Source organism: Aeromicrobium sp. Root472D3 (assembly GCF_001426485.1).
Taxonomy (GTDB): Bacteria; Actinomycetota; Actinomycetes; order Propionibacteriales; family Nocardioidaceae; genus Aeromicrobium.
On record NZ_LMET01000001.1, the window covers coordinates 1382671 to 1400546 of the forward strand.

A 17876-nucleotide genomic window follows, 5' to 3' on the forward strand; every position below is an offset into this window, starting at 1 on the left:
ATCAAGGCCGGACGGATCGACGTGACCGCCGGCTCACGACTCGTGGACGAAGGTGGCCGGTGAAGAAGCTCGTGGGTGCACTCGGGACGGCCGGAGTCGTCCTGACCCTTCTCGTCGGCCCGTCGGCGACCCAGCAGGCCGTCAGCGCCGGCGTGCCGAAGGTCGCCGTGTCGGGCACACCGGCCGTCGGCTCCGACCTCGAGGCCGTGCCGGCCACGTGGGGCACGACGCCCGACGTGCGCACCTACGAGTGGCTGCGCGACGGCGAGGGCGACGTGCTGAGCCGCGCCCAGGACTACGTGCCGTCCGAGGCCGACCTGGGCCATACCCTGGTCGTCGTCGAGCGCGTGCGCTTCGGCGCGACGCAGGACGAGTCGTCGTCGACGCCGGTCGCGATCGCGGGCGCTGCGGCCCCCACCGCTGCCCCCGCGCCGGCCCCGGCCCCGGCGATCGTCCCCGCCGTCAACCAGCGGCGCCCCACGATCAAGGGCACCGCCAAGGTCGGCAAGAAGCTCTCGGTGCGGTCGAAGGGCCGGTGGGTCGCGCCCGGCCACCGGTTCACGTACCAGTGGCTGCGCAACGGCAAGCCGATCAAGAAGGCGTCGAAGACGTCGTACCGGCTGACGACGAAGGACCGCCGCACGAAGATCACGCTGCGGGTCTCGGCGCAGCGGGCGGGCTACCCGACCGTCACCGCGAGGAGCTCGGCGTCCAAGAAGGTCAGGTAGTCGCGCCGACGCCGGTGTGACAGAGCCCGCAGGCTCTCGATGGAAGCATTCGCGGGCCGAGGCACTTGAATGGACGTGTGACTGCTCTCGCCACGCCCTCCCGTCCCCGCACGCGCCACGTGTCGCTGGCGCTGATCGCGCTCGCCCTGGGCGGGTTCGCGATCGGCACGACCGAGTTCATGACGATGGGCCTGCTCGAGGAGATCGCGGACGGCATCGACCGCACGAACGCCGAGACCGGCCACATCATCACGGCCTACGCGTTCGGCGTCGTGGTCGGCGCGCCCGTCATCGTCTCGCTCGGGGCGCGCCTGCCCAAGAAGGAGCTGGCGATCGGGCTGATCCTGGCACTCGGCGTCGGCAACGCCATCACGGCGGTCGCGAGCGGGTACGTGCCGGTCATGGTGGCGCGCTTCGTCGCGGGGCTGCCCCACGGTGCGTACTTCGGCGTCGCGTCGCTGCTCGCGGCGTCCCTCGTGCGTCCCGAGCTGCGCGGCCGCGCGATCAGCTCGGTCATGCTGGGCCTGTCGGTCGCGACGGTCGCGGGCGTGCCGGCCAGCACCCTGCTGGGGCAGACGCTGGGGTGGCGCAGCGCCTACTGGGCGGTGCTGGTCATCGCGATCGCCGCAGCCGCGATGATCGCGGTGTTCGTGCCGCACTCGCCGGCCAACACCGACGCGTCGCTGCGCGGCGAGCTGTCGGCGCTCAAGCGTCCGCAGGTGCTGTTCGCGGTCTCGGCCGGCATGGTCGGCTTCGGTGGCCTGTTCGCGATGTACAGCTACATCGCGCCGATCGTCACGCAGGTCATCGACCTGTCCGACGCGTGGATCGCGGCGTTCACGCTGGCCTTCGGCATCGGCTCGGTGCTGGGGTCGTGGGCGGCCGGGCTGCTGGCCGACTGGGACGTCGAGCGGACGGTCATCGGCGGCTTCGTCGCGACGTCGCTCGTGCTGGTCGCGTTCTACTTCGCCGCGTCGTACGTCGTGCCGGCGCTGGTGCTGGTGCTCGCGGTGGGCGCGCTGGGCTCGATCGTCGCGATCAACCTGCAGATCCGGCTCATGGACGCCGCGGGCGACGCGCAGATGCTGGGCGCGGCCCTCAACCACTCGGCCCTCAACATCGCCAACGGCCTGGGCGCGTTCTTCGGCTCGGTCATCATCTCGGCCGGGTACGGCTACCGCGCGACGAGCTGGGTCGGCGTCGTGCTGGCGACGTTCGGGCTCGCGATCTTCCTGCTCGGCCTCGCGTACCAGCGCCGCACCGCCACCCCTCGCTGATTCCGAGGTGAACCTGGGAATCAGCGGCCGGGGTCAGCTGACGACGGTCTCGGCGCCCGCGCGGGGACGCAGCCACACCTGGGCGCCCTCGTGGAGCTGCAGGGCCGTCGCCTCGGTGCGCGTCACGATGACCTGCACCGGATCGGGGTGCAGGACGTCGTCGGGCGTGACCTCGAGCCGGATCTCGAAGCCGACCCGCGTCCACCGCGTGATGCGCCCCGTCGCGGTCGCGGCGTGCTCGTAGCGGGTGATGTCGATGTCGTGGGGGCGGATCAGGGTGTTGCCGAGGCGGGTGACGGGCCCGAGGAACGACAGCACGAACTCGCTGGCGGGCCGGTCGTACAGGTCGTCGGGCGTGCCGATCTGCTCGATGCGTCCCTCGTTGATGACGACGAGGTTGTCGGACACCTCGAGCGCCTCCTCCTGGTCGTGCGTCACGAACACCGTCGTGACGTGCACCTCGTCGTGCAGGCGACGCAGCCACTCGCGCAGCTCCTTGCGCACCTTGGCGTCGAGGGCGCCGAACGGCTCGTCGAGCAGCAGGACGCTGGGCTCGATCGCGAGCGCGCGGGCCAGGGCCATGCGCTGGCGCTGGCCGCCCGACAGCTGCGACGGCAGGCGGTGCGAGAACTGCTCGAGGTGCACGAGCTCGAGCAGCTCGGCGACCCGTCGCCTGACCTCGTCCTTGGGCTTCTTGCGGATCTCGAGCCCGAAGGCGACGTTCTTCTCGACCGTCATGTGCTTGAACGCCGCGTAGTGCTGGAACACGAAGCCCACGTTGCGCTTCTGCGCCGGCAGGCCGGTCGCGTCGAGGCCCTCGATCTCGATCGTCCCGCTGTCGGACGACTCGAGTCCCGCGATGATGCGCAGCAGCGTCGACTTGCCGCCGCCGCTGGGCCCGAGCAGGGCCGTGAGCTGGCCGCTGGGGATGCTCAGGTCGATGTCCTGCAGGGCGACGAAGTCGCCGAAGTTCTTGCTGACGCCGCGGATCTCAATCCCCATCAGTGTCGTCCTTGGGTCGAAGGATGGTCACGACGACGAGCGCCGCGACCGCGATCAGTGCGAGCAGGAACGACGTCGCGTACGCCGAGCCCTGCTCGAAGTCCTGGTACTTCTGCTCGACGACGAGCGTCGCGGTCTGGGTCTGCTGGGCGACGTTGCCCGACACGATCTTGACGGCGCCGAACTCGCCGAGCGCACGGGCCAGGCTCAGCACGACGCCGTACACGAGCGCCCACTTGATCGAGGGCAGCGTGATGCGCCAGAACGTCTGCCAGGGGCCCGCGCCGAGGCTCGTGGCGGCCTGCTCCTGCTCGGTGCCGATCTCGTGCAGCACCGGGACGATCTCGCGGATCACGAGGGGCAGGCTGACGAAGGCCGTCGCCATGACGATGCCGGGGGTCGCGAAGGCGACCTGCAGGCCGACGTCCTGCAGGGCCGGGCCGAAGGTGCCGTTGGTGCCGCCGTAGGCCAGCAGCAGGGCCAGGCCGACGACGACGGGGGAGACCGACAGCGGCAGGTCGATCAGCGCCGACAGCACCCCGCGACCCGGGAAGTCGTAGCGCACCAGCAGCAGCGAGATGCCGACGCCGAAGACCGTGTTGATCGCGACGGCCCACAGGGCCACGACGACCGTCAGCTGCAGCGCGTCGGTGACGACGGGGTCGGACAGCGCGGTCTGCAGGTTGTCGAGACCGCCCTCGAACGTCTTCTGCACGACGAGCGCGACGGGCCAGATGACGAGCAGGAACAGGTAGGCGACGACGAGCAGGCGGCGCCCGTAGGTGCCGGCCGTCCTCGGCTGGCGCAGACGACTAGCCACGGCGTGCCACCCACTTCGAGACGACCTGCAGCAGGACGATCGCGGCCAGCGCGACGAGCAGCAGGATCGTCGCGACGGAGGCGGCCGCGGCCTCGTTGCCGTTCTCGATGTACGTCAGGATGCGCACCGACGCGACCTCGGTCTTGAGCGGCAGGTTGCCCGACAGCAGCACCAGCGAGCCGTACTCGCTGATGCCGCGGGCGAACGACAGGGCGGCGCCCGCGGTGATGGCGGGCGCGAGGCTCGGCAGGATGATGCGCCGCAGCGTCGTGAACCGGCTGGCGCCGAGCGACGCCGCGGCCTCCTCCACGTCGCGGTCGAGCTCCATCAGCACGGGCTGCACGGTGCGCACGACGAACGGCAGCGTGACGAACAGCAGGGCGAGGAACACCGAGCGCTCGGTGTTCGCGACGTTGACGCCCAGCGGGCTGTCGGGACCGTACAGGCTCAGCAGCACCAGCCCGGCGACGATCGTCGGCAGCGCGAACGGGATGTCGATGACGACCTCGAGCAGCCGCTTGCCCCAGAACTCGTCGCGCACCAGGACCCACGCGATCAGCGTCCCCATCACGACGTTGATCACCGTGACGATCAGCGCCTGCGTGACGGTCAGCCGCAGGGCCGCGGCGGTCTGGGGGTTCGTGAGGGTCTCGCGGAACGTCGTCCATCCGCCGTCGACCGACTGGATCACGACGAGGCACAGCGGGATCAGCACCAGCAGGCTGAACCACGTCAGCGCGATCCCGAGGCCGATGCCCGAGGACCGCGTCAGCGGAGCGCCCGTGCCCCGGGCACGGCGCCTGCGCGCGGTGCCCGGGGCGAGCGAGGAGGAGTCGACCGTCACGAGTTGCCGGAGTCGGCCAGCAGCTTCGTGATGATGCCGTCGTTCTCGTCGAAGAACTTCTTGTTGACGGCCTCCCAGCCACCGAGGTCGTTGTCGATCGTGAAGAGCTTCTCGGGGGCCGGGAACGGGTCGGACTCGTCGTTGGCGCCCTTGACGGTGCCGACGTCGACGCCGTCGACCGACTCGAGCGGACGGAAGCCCTTGGCGACGTACTGCTCCTGGCCCTCCTTGGTCAGCACGAAGTCGAGGAAGGCCTTGGCCTTGGGGTCGGCGTCGGTCGTGACGGCGGCGGGGTTCTCGATCTTGAGCGTGTCGGACGGCACGACGTAGTCGATGTCCTCGCCGTTCTGGCGGGCCAGGATGGCCTCGTTCTCGTACGAGATCAGCACGTCGCCCGTGCCGCCCTGGAAGGCCGTCGTCGCGTCGCGTCCGCTGCCCGGCAGGGCGTCGACGTTGGCGAACACCTTCGCGAGGTAGTCGGAGGCGTCCTGCTCGCTGCCGCCCTGGCCGATGATGTGCTGGTACGCCGCGAGGATGTTCCAGCGCGCGGCGCCCGACGAGCCGGGGTTGGGGGTCACGATGCCGACGCCGGGCTTGGCGAGGTCGTCCCAGCCCGTGATCTTCTTGGGGTTGCCCTTGCGGGTCACCAGCACGACGACGGAGTCGGTCACGATGCCCTTGTTGGCACCGGCGTCCCAGTCGTCGGCGACGAGCCCCGCGTCGACCAGACGGGTCACGTCGGGCGTGATCGAGAAGTGGACGTAGTCGGCCTTCAGGCCGCCCGCGACGGCGCGGCTCTGGTCGCCGGAGGCGCCGTACGACTCCTTCCACGTGACGCCCTTGCCCTCGGACGTCTGGGCGAAGGCCGCCTCGGCGGCGTTGTTGCCGGCCTTGGGGACGGCGAAGCCGACCAGCGAGAGCTGGGTGTCGCCGGCGCCGCCGCTTCCGCTGCCCCCGCCGCAGGCGGACAGCACCGCTGCGCTCAGGGACACGGCGACGGCCGTGGCGATGCTCGTGCGGGAGAAGATCCTCATGGGCGTTCCTCGGGTCCAGGGCGTGCCACCGTGCGCGCTCCGACCCTCAAACTAGGCGAGTGCGAGCGCCGCCCGATCCGATCTCACGATGTGGGACGCTTCGACACATCCTGAGACGTCGACCGGCGGTGGGCCAGGATCTTGTCGATCGCCACGCCGACGATCAGGGCGAAGACGATGGCCGCGGCGGCTCCCAGCAGGGGGTTGTCCCTGACCCACGAGCCCGCCACGACGCCGATGCCGATGTTGTACGCGGCCCATGAGACGGCCGCGAGCACCGCGAGCGGCAGGAAGCGCCGGTACGGGAACCGGGTCGCGCCGGCGGTCACGTTGACCGCGACGCGTCCGACCGGGATGTAGCGGGCCGTCAGGATCAGCGTCGCGGCCCGCTTGTCGAGCTCGTGCTCGGCGCGCTCGATGACCTCGACGGCCTTCGGCTTGCGCAGGATCGCGAACCGGTCGGTGCCCATCTTGCGTCCGATGCCGTACGCGGTGTTGTCGCCGACGAGCGCGCCGGCCACCGCCACGAGCCCCAGCAGCAGGAGGTCGGGGTCGCCGGACGACACCGACACCGCGGCGAGCGCGACCAGCGCCGACTCGCTCGGGACGGGCGGCACGAAGGCGTCGACGGCCACGAAGGCGAAGACGACCAGGTAGACCCACGGGGACCCCGCGAGGTCCAGGATGACGTCGTTGACCCCGTCGAGCATGGGTTCTCCTCCGGCAGGTGCCGGATGGTCCGACGTAGACGACGAGCCTACGAGAACCGGCCAACTGCGCCACTCGTCGCCGTTCACCGCGGGTTCACGCGGCCTGCCTAGGCTCCGGTGCGTGAGCACCGACTTCCTCGCCCCGACCGGCATCGACCTGGCCAAGCTGCACGGCTACACCGTGATCGACGTCGAGGACGACGACCCGGTCCTGCTCGACGACCGCGGCCGGCAGGTCGACACGTGGCGCGAGGGCTACCCGTACGACCACCGTCTCGACGTCCGCGAGTACGAGCTGCAGAAGCGGCTCCTGCAGATCGAGCTGCTGAAGCTGCAGAACTGGATCAAGACCCGCGGCGAGCGGCTCGTCGTGGTGTTCGAGGGGCGCGACGCCGCCGGCAAGGGCGGGACGATCAAGCGGTTCACCGAGCACCTCAACCCTCGTGGCGCACGGGTCGTCGCGCTCGAGAAGCCCAGCGAGCGCGAGTCGTCGCAGTGGTACTTCCAGCGCTACGTGCAGCACCTGCCGGCGGCCGGCGAGATCGTGATGTTCGACCGGTCCTGGTACAACCGGGCGGGGGTCGAGCGGGTCATGGGCTTCTGCTCCGAGGCGCAGTACGGCGAGTTCATGCGTCAGGTGCCGCAGTTCGAGCGGATGCTGGTGGGCGACGGGATCCACCTCGTGAAGTTCTGGTTCTCGGTGTCGTCGGCCGAGCAGCGCACCCGGTTCGCGATCCGCCAGGTCGACCCGGTGCGGCAGTGGAAGCTGTCGCCGATGGACCTGGAGTCGCTCGACAAGTGGGAGTCGTACACCGCGGCCAAGGAGGCGATGTTCACGATGACCGACACCCCGGACGCGCCGTGGACCGTCGTCAAGAGCAACGACAAGAAGCGCGCCCGTGTCGAGGCGATGCGCCACGTGCTGGCGCAGTTCGACTACGACAACAAGGACCGCGAGCTCGTCACGGCCGCGGACCCGCAGGTCGTCGGCCCGGCCGCGGAGATCTTCCGCGACGCCTCCGACTGACGCGGGTCAAGCGGGGCGGGGCGAGGCGGGCTAGTCGAAGACGACGGTGCGCTGGCCGTGCAGCAGCACCCGCGACTCCGCGTGCAGCTGCACGGCCCGTGACAGCGTCTGCGCCTCGACGTCGCGGCCGGCGCGGGCGAGGTCGGCGGGGGAGCGGCGGTGGTCGACCCGCAGGACGCCCTGCTCGATGATCGGACCCTCGTCGAGGTCGGCCGTGACGTAGTGGGCGGTCGCGCCGATCAGCTTGACGCCGCGGTCGTGCGCCTGCTGGTACGGGCGCGCCCCCTTGAAGCTCGGCAGGAAGCTGTGGTGGATGTTGATCGCGCGCCCGTCGAGGCTGCGGCACAGGTCGTCCGACAGGATCTGCATGTAGCGGGCCAGCACCACGAGGTCGACGTCGAGCTGCTCGACCAGCTCGAGAAGACGCGCCTCGGCGGCGGGCTTGTCGGTCGCGGGCACGTGGTGGAACGGGACGTCGTACGACGCCGCGAGCCGTTCGAGGTCGCGGTGGTTCGACACGATCGCGGGGATCTCGATGTTGAGGCCGCCGGCGCTCTGGCGGTACAGCAGGTCGTTGAGGCAGTGGCCCTCCTTCGAGACCATCACCAGGGCGCGCAGGGGCTGCTCGGCCACGACGAGCCGGTACGTCATGGCGTGCTCGGCGGCGATCGGCGCGAAGTCCGCGTGCAGCTCGTCGAGGCCGCGCGGCGTCGCGAAGTCGACGTGCACGCGCAGGAAGAACTCGCGCTCGTCGGCGGGCTGCGTCGTGGTGTCGGTGAACTGCTGGCTGTCGAGCAGGTTGCCGCCCGACTCGACGATCCAGCGGGTCACCGCGTAGACGAGACCGGGGCGGTCGGGGCACGACAGGGTCAGGACGAACGACGAGGGCACCCGCCCACTCTAGAGAGGGCGGGCGCCCGGCTCGCGGCTAGGCGGACGCGTCCGCCGGCTCCGCCTTCTCGTCCGGCGTCTGTGCCGCCGCGCCGCCGTGCCCGGCGTGTGACGGCCTGGCCAGGAACAGCACCAGCACGACGCCGATCACGAAGGCGACGACGGGCAGGTACAGCGTCTGCGACATCGCGTCGGAGAACGCGGTCTGGACGGCCGCGGGCATGGGACCGGAGGCGCCCTGACCGGCCTCGGTGGCCCCCTCGAGCCCGTTGGCGGTCAGCCGGGCCTGGATCAGCGCGGCGATCGCGGCACTGCCGAGGACGGCGCCGATCTGCCGCGTCGTGTTGTAGACGCCGGCGCCCGAGCCGGCCGAGGCCATCGGCAGGTTGCGGGTCGCGGTCGCGCTGAGCGGCGCCCACAGGCAGGCGTTCGAGACGCCGAACAGCGCCATCGGCAGGCACAGCAGCCACACCGGCGTGTCGGGTGAGATCAGCTGCGAGAGCCAGAACATCGCGATCGCGGCGGTGCCGAAGCCGACGACCGTGATGTTGCGCGGGTGCGTGCGGTCGACGAGCTTGCCCACGAACGGCGACAGCACCATCAGGACGACCGCCATCGGCGCCATCAGCAGTGCCGACTCGGTCGGGCTCCAGCCGCGGACGCCCTGCGCGTAGAAGAAGAACGGCAGCGACATCGACGTGATCGCGAGCGAGACCAGCGCGATGCCGGAGTTGCCGAGCGAGAAGTTGCGGTCGCGGAACAGCCCGAGCGGGACGAGCGGCTCCTTGCGGATGCGGCCCTGCCACCACACGAACGTCGCGAACACGACGAGGCCGACCGCGATGAGCAACGGGACGCTGATGACGCCCGTGATGGTGCCCCAGTCGTACTTCTCGCCCTCCTGGATGCCGAACACGACGAGGAAGACGCCGATGCCGCTGAGCGCGACGCCGAGCCAGTCGAAGGAGTGGCTGTGGGTCGGCAGCACCGGCACGAGGCGCACGGCCAGCACGAAGCCGATGATGCCGACGGGGACGTTGACGATGAAGATCCACTCCCAGCCGAGGCTGTCGACCAGCACGCCGCCGAGGATCGGGCCGACGAGCGTCGCGACGCCCGCCGTCGCGCCCCACAGCGCCATGGCTCCGCCGCGCTTGGCGGCCGGGAACGTGCGGGTGATGACGGCCATGGTCTGCGGCGTGATGAGGGCGGCACCGAGGCCCTGCACGACGCGCGCCACGATCAGCATCTCGATCGAGCCGGTCAGGCCGCACCACAGCGAGGCGAGCGTGAAGATCGTGAGCCCCAGCAGGTACATGTTCTTAGGGCCGAAGCGGTCGCCGAGCCGTCCGGTGACGAGCAGCGGCACGGCGTACGCGAGCAGGTAGGCGCTCGTGACCCAGATGACCGAGTTGTAGTCGGTGCCGAGGTCGTCGCGGATCGCGGGCGTCGCGACCGAGACGATCGTGTTGTCGACCAGGATCATGAAGAAGCCGATGACCATGGCCCAGAGGGCGGGCCAGGGGTTGTACGTGGGTGGGAGGTCGGTGCTCAGGGGTGGTCGGGGTGCCATGGGAGGTCCTTGGTCTCGATGCGGGTGATGAGGGTCGTGATCCAGTCGCGCTCGGCCCGTCGGAGGTGCCGGACGTACTCGCCGGCGAGCAGGTAGACCTCCGGCACGCCCCGCTGATGGGCGGCGTCGAGGTACGTGGAGGCGTGGTGGATCTGCTCGTCGAGCGCCGCGACGTACGACCTGAGGTCGTCGGCGACCAGGTCGGCGGGCCCGTTGTGGGCCTCGCCGAGCGCGACGGGGAACTGCGGGAACTCGTTGACGGGCGTGCTGAGCATGTCGCGGATGCGCTCGACCAGCGCCGAGCGTCCGGCGGTCGTGATGGCGTAGGTCGTGCGCTCGGGACGGTTGCCCTCGCGCTCGGTGCCGACGACCTCGACGAGCTCGTGGTCCTCGAGCCGCTCGACCGCGTGGTACAGCGATCCGGGCCGCACCTTGACCAGCTCGTCCTCGTGACGCTCCAGCAGCAGCTGGTACATCTCGTACGGGTGCATGGGGCGCTCGGCCAGCAGCGCGAGCGCCGACAGCGCCAACGGGGTGATGCCCATGGTGCCTCCGTGCTCCATCCGAAATATTCCATGCGGAATATATGGCAGATGGTCGCAGGATGCAACCGAGTCGTCAGCCCCAGATCTGCGCCGCGTACTCCGGGTGGTCGATGAACGGGTTGCGGTTGTGCTGCCAGGCGGCGTCGATGCGGTCGTTGCGACGGACCTCGGCCGCGCTGACCGGATCGGCCGCGCTCCACTGCAGCAGCGTCGAGACGCGTCCGTGGAAGCGCGTCGAGCCGTTGACCGTGTCGTTGAGCTCGAGATCGGCGAAGCCGTCGTCGCCGGAGTAGCGCACCGCCATGTAGAACATCATCCGCGCGACGTCGCCCCGGTAGGCGGCGCGCGGCTCGAAGGAGTCGCCGTCGGTCAGGCAGCCGCTGCACCCCGACACCGCCGACCCACCACCGTCGAAGTCCTTGTTGCCGCGGGTGCTGTTGACCTGCACGTCGGCGGGTCGCAGGTGGTGCAGGTCGGTGCCCGGGCCGGCGCCCGTCCCGAAGTCGCCGTGCGACTGCGCCCACACGTGCTCGCGGTTCCAGTCGCCGACCGATCCACCGTTGCGGTTCTTGGCGATCGACGTGCCCGAGTACATCTCGATGACGTTGGACGGGTTCGACGGGTCCTCGTCGGTGTCCTGCAGGGCCGTCCAGACCTGGCTGTACGACAGCCTCGTCTGGTCGTCGATGATGTCGTGCAGGGCCGACTCGAGCGCGGATCCGGTCTTGCCGGCGGCCGGCGCGTAGTAGTCGTCGGACGCCGCCGTGGCGGGCCCGGACCCGGCGGTGCCGAGGACGACGAGGAACAGGCTGACGAGGGCGAGCGCGAGGGCGCGGCCCCTCCCGAGAGTGAAGGTCATGCTCCGGGATGGTTCCACACCGCGACGGTGCCGCGGACGAACGCGAGATGACGACCCGGTGTCGGGTCAGCGGACGATTTCGTAGCCGTTCAGGTCGTCGAACGAGCCGTCGCCGAGTCGTTCGGCGGCACGCTGCGTGCCGAACAGCGTGAAGCCCGCCGCTCGCGCGACCGCGTTGCTGGCGGGGTTGTCGACAGCGGCGTGCAGGGTCAGGCGCCGGCGGTCGAGGCCGTCGGGGTCGAGGGCGTGGTCGACGACCAGCGTCGTGGCCTCGGTCATGACCCCGCGTCCGCGGGCGTCGGGGTGCAGCCAGTAGCCGATCTCGCCGTGGTCGGCGGCCAGGCCCTGCAGGTCCATGACGGCGACGTTGCCCAGCAGCTCGTCGGTGGCGCGGTCGGCGACGGCCCACGTCGCCTTGGCGCCCGTGGCGGCCTGCCACACGCAGTCGTCGACGTACGCGCGGGCCGTCGCCGTCGAGTAGGGCTGGGGGAGGTTCGACAGGAAGTGCCGGGTGAGCGGGTCGGAGCACGCCTCGGCGATGCGCGGCAGGTCGGCGTCCGTGAACGGCCGCAGCCTGAGCCGCCCGGACTCGAGCACCGTCGCCCCGGCCCACGGCGTCCGCGCGTACGGGGCGTCGCCGAACCGCAGCGACCCCGTCCACGCGTCGATGACGCGCCCGCGCTCGAGCAGCATGCCCGGCGTCGTGCCGTGCAGCGTGAAGCCCGTCGCGTGCGCGACCCGCAGCGACGCCTCGTTGCCGACGTGCGAGCGCCAGTGCACGATCTCGACGCCACCCTCGGTCAGGGCCCAGTCGACGGCCAGGCGCACGGCACGGGCCATGACGCCGCGGCCCCGTGCCCACGGGTGCAGGGCGAAGCCGATGTCGGCGATGGGCTTCTGCCGGATGTCGACGTTGCCGGCGAAGCGCGAGCGCCCGTCGTCGTCGGTGGCCTCGATCGCCCAGCCGCGGTGGGTTCCGTCCTCCCAGCCGCGCGGGATGACGGTGAACGCGAACTGCTCGCTCATGGCGCGGGTGTGCGGATCGGGGATCGCGGTCCAGCGGACCATGTCGGGATCGACGGCCATCTCGAACAGCCCGTCGACGTCCGACGGGACGTGCGCCCGGATCGTGACCTCGCCGTCGCTCAGCACCGGGACGACGAGCGGCCACCTCATGACGTCGAGGCCCGGAACGGGTCGGCCGGGTACACCCCGAGCATCGTGACGTCGGTCGTGAAGAACGCCAGCTCCTCGAGCGCGCGGGCCAGCGGCACGTCGTCGGGGTGTCCGTCGACCTCGGCCAGGAACTGGGTCGCCCCCGTGAACGTGCCGTCGACCATGTAGCTCTCGAGCTTGGTCATGTTGACGCCGTTGGTCGCGAAGCCGCCGAGGGCCTTGTAGAGCGCCGCCGGCAGGTTGCGGACGTTGAAGACGAAGCTCGTCACGACCGGACCGTTGCCCGCGGCCGCGCGCACCGGATCGCGCGACAGCACGACGAAGCGGGTCGTGTTGTGGTCCTCGTCCTCGATGTCGGAGGCCAGCACGTCGAGCCCGTAGATCGTCGCCGCGAGCGGCGGCGAGATCGCGGCCTGCGTGACGTCGCCGGCCTCGGCGATCTCGCGGGCCGCTCCGGCGGTGTCGCCGGAGATGACGGTCCGCAGACCGTGCTGCTTGATGATCTTGCGGCACTGGCCCAGCGCGTGGACGTGGCTGTGCACCGTCCGGATCGTGTCGAGCGAGGCGCCCGGCACCCCCAGCAGGCTGAACTGGATGCGCAGGAAGTGCTCGGCCACGATGTGCAGGCCCGACGTGGGCAGGAAGTGGTGGATGTCGGCGACGCGGCCGGCGATCGAGTTGTCGATCGGGATCATCGCCAGATCGGCGTCACCGCCGCTGACGGCCGCGAAGACGTCCTCGAACGACGCGCACGGCAGGGTCTGCCAGTCGGGGTAGTGCCGCTGGCACACCATGTCGGAGTTGGCGCCGGGCTCGCCCTGGTAGGCGATACGTCGAGAGGTCACCCGCCCAGTCTGGCACCCGTGTCGGGGACCCGGTGGGCACCGTCCGACGCGTGCACGACGAAGACCTCGGGGCGCTTCCACTGGTGCTGCTCGTACCGCACCTCGACGCGCTCGCGCAGGGCCTGGACCTTCTCGGGCGGCACCAGGGCGATCGCGCTGCCGCCGAAGCCGCCGCCCGTCATGCGGGCGCCGAGGGCGCCGGCCTCGAGCGCGGCCTCGACCGCGACGTCGAGCTCGGGGCAGCTGACCTCGAAGTCGTCGCGCAGCGAGGCGTGCGACGCCGTCAGGATCGTGCCGAGCTGGGGCCACGCGCGGCGGCCGATCGCGGTGACGGCCCCGCGGACGCGGGCGGTCTCGGTCAGGACGTGACGGGTGCGCGCCTTGAGCGTCTCGTCGGCCAGCATGACCGTCGCGTCGAGACCGGCCTGCGCGAGCCGCTCCAGGCCCAGCTCGGCGGCGGCCCGCTCGCACTCGTCGCGGCGTGCCGCGTACTCGCCGTCGGCCAGGGCGTGGTGCGCGCCCGTCGCGATGACCGCGAGCACCAGGCCGTCGGCCTCCCAGCCCAGCGCGACGGGCGTCGTGGTGTGCGGCGTGACCGCGGTGTCGATCAGGACGGCCTGCTCGGCGGCGCCGTGCAGCACCGCCAGCTGGTCCATGAGCCCGACCGGTGCGCCGACGTACCCCGCCTCGGCGTGCTGCGCGACGAGCGCGACGTCGTCGGTGCCGAGGCCCAGCGAGAACAGGTCGTCGAGCGCGGACGCGACGCCGCACGTCGTGGCAGCCGACGACGAGAGGCCGGCCCCCGACGGGAGCCGCGACTCGATGACGAGGTCGGCACCCGGGATCGCGTGGCCGCGGTCGGCGAGGCTCCAGACCGTCCCGGCGACGTAGGCGGCCCAGCCGTCGACCTCACCGGGCTGCACCGTCACGGCGAACGAGACCTTGGCGGCCCCGGGGAGGTCGCTCCAGACGTTGACCGTCCCGTCGTCGCGGGCGCGGGCCTTGACCGTCACGGTGCGGTCGATCGCCATCGGCAGGACCGGACCGCCGTTGTAGTCGAGGTGCTCGCCGATCAGGTTCACCCGGCCGGGAACGTCCCACCGGCGCACGTCAGTCACCTGCGTGACACTACCCACCCTCGTCGGGCGTGAAGCGCTGCATCCACCCCTCGGAGGTGCCGGCGCGTCGCGGTGCGGCCACCTCGAGCGGCATCGTCGCGTCCGGGGCGAAGACGAGCAGACGGCGGCGCGTGCCGGGACACATGCGGCCCGGACCCTCGAAGCGGCGCAGGGAGCGGTTCGCCACCGACCAGCCCTCCGTCCACCGGCGGGGACCCGACAGCCGGGCGACGACGTCGAGCGGCTCGGGGCCGTCCCGCGTGACGCGCAGGAGGTACCGGCCCGCGTCGTGGCCTCGCGGCAGCCTCGCCGAGCACTGCAGGCGGACGTCGGTGGTGCCGTGCGCGAGCAGCCACCGGCGCCAGCGACGCGCGGCGACCCCGCCCCACACGCCGACCGCGAGCGTGATGATCGCGGCCGCGGTCGCGAAGAACAGCGGCAGGTCGAGCGCCAGGCCGTGGTTGGGGTTCGACCGGGTGCGGAACTCGCCGGGGGAGTCGGGGTCGTGGACCACGGTGATCGTCGAGCCGGTGGGGTGGTCGGTGGGCGACTCGTCCTCCAGCGTGCCGCCGTACAGCGTCCCGTCGACGGTGTAGCTGACGTAGATGCGGTCGGGGAACTGTCCCCTGCCCGTGTGGACGTCGCCGCCCGTGACCGTCGCGGACGTCTCGACACCGCCCCGCAGGAAGGCGTCGTCGTGGCGGACGACCAGCACCCAGACCACGCCCACGACCAGCAGGACGACGACCGCGCCGACGACCTGCTGCCGCACGCGACGGACGTGGGACCTCCACGCCGCCTGCACGGCGGGCGCGTGCCACGCGGCCGTGTCGACATCGTCCTCGGGGCCGTCGGGCATGCGCACACGGTACGGCTCGGACCGGCTGGCAGAATCGTCCCCATGCCTGCCGACCGTCGACCACGCGTGCTGTCCGGGGCCCAGCCCACGGCCGACTCGTACCACCTGGGCAACTACTTCGGCGCGTTCAAGCAGTGGGTCGCGCTGCAGGACGAGTTCGAGGCGTTCTACTTCGTGCCCGACCTGCACGCCGTCACGGTCGAGTACGACCCGGCCCTGCTGCGCGAGCGCACGTACGTCGCCGCCGCCCAGTTCCTGGCCGCCGGCGTCGACCCCGACCGCAGCGCGCTGTTCGTGCAGAGCCACGTGCCCGAGCACGCCCAGCTCGCGTGGGTGCTGGGCGGCATCACGGGCTTCGGCGAGGCCAGCCGCATGACGCAGTTCAAGGACAAGAGCGTCAAGGGCGGCCAGGACCTGTCGAGCGTCGGCCTGTTCACCTACCCGATCCTGATGGCCGCCGACATCCTGCTGTACCAGGCCGACAAGGTCCCGGTCGGCGAGGACCAGCGCCAGCACGTCGAGCTGACCCGCAACCTCGCGCAGCGCTTCAACCACCGCTTCGGCGAGACGTTCACGGTGCCCGAGCCCCACATCGTCAAGGCGACCGCCAAGATCTACGACCTGCAGGACCCGACGTCGAAGATGAGCGGCTCGAACCAGTCGCACGCGGGTGTCGTCGACCTCACCGACACCCCGAAGCAGGTCGCCAAGAAGCTGCGCTCCGCCGTCACCGACTCCGGCACCGAGATCGCCTTCGACCCCGTCGCGAAGCCCGGCATCTCGAACCTGCTGTCGATCTACTCCGCGCTGACGGGAGACCCCGTCGAGACGGTCGTCGCCGAGTTCGAGGGGCGCCAGTACGGGCACCTGAAGGTCGCCCTGGGAGACCTGCTGGCCGAGTTCGTCGGCGCGTTCGGCGACCGGACGCGCGAGCTGCTCGACGACCGCGGCGAGCTCGACCGCATCCTGGCGCAGGGTGCGACGCAGGCCCGCGAGGTCGCGGCGACGACGCTCGACCTCGTCTACGAGCGGTCGGGCTTCGTGCGGGGCATCCGGCCGTGACGATCATCGGCGTCGCGATCCCCGTCCCCGACCCGTACGGGTCGCTGCTGCGGGAGAAGCGCGCCGAGTTCGGCGACCCCATGGCCGAGACGATCCCGAGCCACGTCACGCTGATGCCGCCCACCGAGGTGGCCGACGGCGAGCTCGACGCCGTCCGGGGCTCGCTCGAGCGGGCCTCCGCGACGCTGCCGGCCTTCCCGATGCGCCTGCGGGGCACGGGCACGTTCCGCCCCGTGTCGCCGGTCGTGTTCGTGGCGGTCAGCCAGGGGATCTCGTACACCGAGATGCTCGCGCAGTGCGTGCGCGACGCGCTCGACAGCCCCGAGCCGCAGTTCCCGTTCCACCCGCACGTGACGGTCGCGCACAACCTCGACGACCGCAGCCTCGACCGCGCGTACGAGGAGCTGGCCGACTTCGAGTGCCGGTTCACGGTCAGCGAGTTCGCGCTGTACCACCACCAGGACGACGCGGGCTGGGTGCCGCAGCAGTCGTTCGCCCTCGGCGCCGACTAGACCAGCTCGAGGTCGCCGTCGCCGTCGCCGACGGTCGTGAGGTGGTCGAGCAGCTCGGTCTTGAATGCCTGTGCCGCCAGCGGCAGCGCCTCCGAGCTGCGGTGGGCCAGGGCGATGACGCGGTCGAGCGGTGGGTGGCCGAGCTGCGACGCCCGCAGCTGCGGCCGCGACGACAGCACCATGCCCGGGACGACGGCGTGCCCGAGACCCGCCTCGACGAACCGCAGGACCGCGCTCATCTCGCCGCCCTCGACCGCGAGCCGCGGCTCGAAGCCGGCCTGGGCGCAGGCGCGCAGCGTCACGTCGCGCAGGTCGTAGCCCTCGCGGAACATCACGAGCGGCAGGTCGCGCAGGTCGGCGACGTCCATCCGCTCCGGCACGTCGGACGCCGAGGGGCTCGCGAGCACCAGCCGCTCCCGCAGCACGGGCGTCGTCTCGATGTCGGGCTCGTCGCTGTGCAGCGGCACGATCAGCAGCGCGACGTCGAGCCGTCCCTGGGCGAGCTCCCGGGTCAGCACGCGGGAGCCGGCCTCCTGCACCTCCAGGTCGATGCCGGGGTGGCGCTCGTGGAACCGGGTGAGCGCCTGGGGCAGCAGGCCGTCGCACAGCGAGGGCGTGGCGCCGAGCCGGACGCGTCCGCGTCGCAGGCTCGCGACCTCGTGGACCGTGCGCTCGGCGCTCTCGACGTCGATCAGGATGCGCTGTGCGTGGGGCAGCAGCGCCTCGCCGGCGCTCGTCAGCTCGATGCCGCCGCGGTGCCGCACGAACAGGGGAGTGCCGAGGGAGTTCTCGAGCACCCGGATCTGCTTGGAGAGCGTCGGCTGCGACACACCGGTCATGTCGGCGGCGCGCGTGAAGTGCCGCGTGCGGGCCACGGCGACGAAGTAGGCGAGCTGGTGGATCTGCACCTCACCAGTCTTGCATAGCCGTTGGCTATGAAGGTTGCCCTCAACAAGACTTAGCGCGAATCGTCGAACCGGCTTACTGTGTGAGC

General features: G+C 71.3%; 19 protein-coding genes. 5 read left to right on the plus strand and 14 right to left on the minus strand.

What is annotated here, in order from left to right; genetic code table 11:
• Positions 1–59: 59 nt before the first annotated feature.
• Both ASD10_RS06830 and ASD10_RS06835 read left to right on the plus strand, forming a co-directional pair.
• Complete coding sequence (locus tag ASD10_RS06830) at positions 60–728, plus strand: hypothetical protein (protein WP_056606513.1); 669 nt, start codon at positions 60–62, stop codon at positions 726–728.
• Between the two features lie 77 nt (positions 729–805).
• On the plus strand, positions 806–2005 hold the full coding sequence (locus ASD10_RS06835; protein WP_056606516.1) for an MFS transporter: 1200 nt from the start codon (positions 806–808) through the stop codon (positions 2003–2005).
• Between the two features lie 33 nt (positions 2006–2038).
• Here ASD10_RS06835 and ASD10_RS06840 read toward each other — a convergent pair whose 3' ends face one another.
• The 5 genes from ASD10_RS06840 to ASD10_RS06860 all read right to left on the minus strand — a co-directional run bounded on the left by ASD10_RS06840 (position 2039) and on the right by ASD10_RS06860 (position 6415).
• Positions 2039–3007, minus strand: a complete 969-nt coding sequence (locus tag ASD10_RS06840) for a sulfate/molybdate ABC transporter ATP-binding protein (protein ID WP_056606519.1) — start codon at positions 3005–3007, stop codon at positions 2039–2041.
• Positions 2997–3827, minus strand: coding sequence for a sulfate ABC transporter permease (locus ASD10_RS06845; RefSeq protein ID WP_056606522.1), 831 nt, complete (start codon positions 3825–3827; stop codon positions 2997–2999). Before ASD10_RS06845 ends, ASD10_RS06840 begins: the two co-directional genes overlap by 11 nt.
• A complete protein-coding gene (gene cysT / locus ASD10_RS06850; RefSeq protein ID WP_056606525.1) occupies positions 3820–4671 on the minus strand; it encodes a sulfate ABC transporter permease subunit CysT in 852 nt (283 codons plus the stop codon). The genes ASD10_RS06845 and cysT overlap by 8 nt, the downstream gene beginning before the upstream one ends.
• The gene (locus ASD10_RS06855) at positions 4668–5705 is read right to left on the minus strand and encodes a sulfate ABC transporter substrate-binding protein (RefSeq protein WP_056606528.1); all 1038 of its coding nucleotides are present in this window, start codon (positions 5703–5705) and stop codon (positions 4668–4670) included. Before ASD10_RS06855 ends, cysT begins: the two co-directional genes overlap by 4 nt.
• 83 nt (positions 5706–5788) lie before the next feature.
• Complete coding sequence (locus tag ASD10_RS06860) at positions 5789–6415, minus strand: DedA family protein (protein ID WP_056606531.1); 627 nt, start codon at positions 6413–6415, stop codon at positions 5789–5791.
• A gap of 121 nt (positions 6416–6536) precedes the next feature.
• On the opposite strand from ASD10_RS06860, the gene ppk2 reads away from it, so the two are divergent.
• On the plus strand, positions 6537–7442 hold the full coding sequence (gene ppk2 / locus ASD10_RS06865) for a polyphosphate kinase 2 (protein WP_369797548.1): 906 nt from the start codon (positions 6537–6539) through the stop codon (positions 7440–7442).
• 30 nt (positions 7443–7472) lie between these two features.
• On the opposite strand, the gene purU is transcribed toward ppk2, so the two are convergent.
• From purU to ASD10_RS19010, 8 genes are all read right to left on the minus strand, one after another.
• The gene (purU, locus tag ASD10_RS06870) at positions 7473–8333 is read right to left on the minus strand and encodes a formyltetrahydrofolate deformylase (RefSeq protein ID WP_056606534.1); all 861 of its coding nucleotides are present in this window, start codon (positions 8331–8333) and stop codon (positions 7473–7475) included.
• A 37-nt stretch (positions 8334–8370) separates the two neighbouring features.
• Positions 8371–9906 carry an MFS transporter gene (locus ASD10_RS06875; protein WP_056606537.1) on the minus strand — a complete coding sequence of 512 codons (1536 nt, stop codon included), beginning with the start codon at positions 9904–9906 and terminating at the stop codon, positions 8371–8373.
• The gene (locus ASD10_RS06880; RefSeq protein WP_056606540.1) at positions 9885–10469 is read right to left on the minus strand and encodes a PadR family transcriptional regulator; all 585 of its coding nucleotides are present in this window, start codon (positions 10467–10469) and stop codon (positions 9885–9887) included. The genes ASD10_RS06875 and ASD10_RS06880 overlap by 22 nt, the downstream gene beginning before the upstream one ends.
• Positions 10470–10524: 55 nt before the next feature.
• A complete protein-coding gene (locus ASD10_RS06885; protein ID WP_056606543.1) occupies positions 10525–11310 on the minus strand; it encodes an endonuclease I family protein in 786 nt (261 codons plus the stop codon).
• A gap of 66 nt (positions 11311–11376) precedes the next feature.
• Complete coding sequence (locus tag ASD10_RS06890) at positions 11377–12486, minus strand: GNAT family N-acetyltransferase (RefSeq protein ID WP_056606547.1); 1110 nt, start codon at positions 12484–12486, stop codon at positions 11377–11379.
• A complete protein-coding gene (locus tag ASD10_RS06895) occupies positions 12483–13331 on the minus strand; it encodes a prephenate dehydratase (RefSeq protein WP_056606550.1) in 849 nt (282 codons plus the stop codon). Before ASD10_RS06895 ends, ASD10_RS06890 begins: the two co-directional genes overlap by 4 nt.
• Positions 13328–14449, minus strand: coding sequence for a galactokinase (gene galK / locus ASD10_RS19005; RefSeq protein WP_162248826.1), 1122 nt, complete (start codon positions 14447–14449; stop codon positions 13328–13330). Before galK ends, ASD10_RS06895 begins: the two co-directional genes overlap by 4 nt.
• 10 nt (positions 14450–14459) lie before the next feature.
• Positions 14460–15308 carry a DUF3592 domain-containing protein gene (locus ASD10_RS19010; RefSeq protein WP_056606556.1) on the minus strand — a complete coding sequence of 283 codons (849 nt, stop codon included), beginning with the start codon at positions 15306–15308 and terminating at the stop codon, positions 14460–14462.
• Between the two features lie 42 nt (positions 15309–15350).
• Here ASD10_RS19010 and trpS point away from each other — a divergent pair, with 42 nt between their 5' ends.
• On the plus strand, positions 15351–16370 hold the full coding sequence (gene trpS / locus ASD10_RS06910; protein ID WP_056606559.1) for a tryptophan--tRNA ligase: 1020 nt from the start codon (positions 15351–15353) through the stop codon (positions 16368–16370).
• Positions 16367–16882, plus strand: a complete 516-nt coding sequence (locus ASD10_RS06915; protein WP_056606562.1) for a 2'-5' RNA ligase family protein — start codon at positions 16367–16369, stop codon at positions 16880–16882. The genes trpS and ASD10_RS06915 overlap by 4 nt, the downstream gene beginning before the upstream one ends.
• Here the strand turns inward: ASD10_RS06915 and ASD10_RS06920 are convergent.
• Complete coding sequence (locus ASD10_RS06920) at positions 16879–17790, minus strand: LysR family transcriptional regulator (RefSeq protein WP_056606567.1); 912 nt, start codon at positions 17788–17790, stop codon at positions 16879–16881. The genes ASD10_RS06915 and ASD10_RS06920 overlap by 4 nt on opposite strands.
• Positions 17791–17876: the final 86 nt, after the last annotated feature.